The 1,573-nt window shown below is 42.3% G+C and carries 1 protein-coding gene; it reads left to right on the forward strand.

Features of this window, described 5'->3' with window-relative positions; all coding sequences use genetic code 11:
* Positions 1-251 precede the first annotated feature (251 nt).
* On the forward strand, positions 252-1,573 hold a 1,322-nt coding region (locus KDK19_RS04225), incomplete at its 3' end, for a hypothetical protein (protein WP_257253315.1).

The following is a 1,573-nucleotide window of genomic DNA, read 5'->3' on the forward strand; positions in this document are numbered from 1 at the left end:
CTCAAAATACTTCAATTTGCGATACTTTCTTACCGAATACGAGAAATATTTCTGTCCACACGATCAAAGCAATCCGGACATAACAACTGCTCCAGACACATGAATAATAGATGAGCTGAAAAAATCTCCCCAATCTTTTCCGGCTTCTTTACCTGTAACGCTCATATATTTCCCTCCCGGAGGAACCAAACACTTTCCCGGGACTCTAAAGTCATATTGACAATTGAACCCGAGTGTAAAGGATTACATCAATGAACATTAGAAATCATGCCATCAAGCCGATTGCTGTATTACTCATAACGATGAGTTTCTGTGTCAACGCTGATGTTACAGAACAAGAAGAACGTTGCATGAACGACACGCTGGCCGGTTATGATATTGAACGCCTCACAGAGGTGGGAACCACAGCAGAAGAAGTCTTTCTTTTTTCTCAGAAAGCCCCAATGGTCAGTCCGTATGAAATTCACCGTTTTACCCAGCGTAACATTACTCCGGAAGTAGTCGCATCGTTTCATCCTAAAGTGGCTAATGACCCAGCTTTTATAGATGAAATTCTAGAGGCACGGTTAAGCCCCCAAACAGCGAATAGCTACCTCGAAGTCGGCATTAATGGGGCCTTCTTTATCATCAAGTACGCCAAAAATAGAATACCCCCTGATCTTGCAGGTTCCTTATACAAAAACCTCTTCTTCGTATTCAGTGACTCTGATCAGGTCTATCTTCAAGATGCATTTAAACAGAGGCTAAAGACAGAAGACCTGTCCAGATACAAAGGACTCACCTACTCGTTCATTGAATTAAAAACTCTCTACATTTCTAAAGTGCCTGTTGACTTTATTCATGAAGCCAAGATGAAAGACATAGATCTATTCGATGCGATTTCTCTCTACTTTCGAGGCATTGACCTGGACACCTACTCGTCTTTAATCTCTGACCAACAGACCTGCACTGTATACCCCACCACTCAGCTTCATTTTGAGCACCTTGGTAACCTTGCGGGCTACCAGAGTAAAAAAGAGCCTATTGCCTTACCTAAGGCTTTGTTTTCCAAGCTTAATTCCATATTTATCCAATACGACATGTACCACTTTTCACTGGACGATCACGCGGAAATTTTCAAGTACGTTGAAAAGGCTGCCAAGGATGTAAAAAAACCAACGATCTATAATTTGCTCCACCTGACAGCAAAGATTGTTTCAGAAAAGCTTCACTACGAACTTGTGGATGACGGAGAGCTGGCACTTACCTTCCCTGAAGGTTGTTCAATTGCTGAATATTGGCGAAGGGGTATGGGTGACTGTGATAAATATATGGCATTGGGGGTGGTTGTTTTTGCTCAACTTAAACAACTGTTTCCTGACGTATTGGCAAATGTTTATCTAACCAAGGAATTGTTTTCGAAATACCCGGGGCATACATGGAATACCGTCGTCATCGCTGAAGAAGACCGCCTGATTTTCACCCACATTGACATAACAGACTCCGACCCCGACAATGCCTATTTTCTACACCTTATTCTTCGGTTTCTTCTACAACTGCATGATGCCATTCAGAATCTGAATGAGGCATCTGG

This window comes from Endozoicomonas sp. ONNA1, assembly GCF_024606325.1.
In the GTDB taxonomy this organism is placed as follows: Bacteria; Pseudomonadota; Gammaproteobacteria; order Pseudomonadales; family Endozoicomonadaceae; genus Endozoicomonas_A.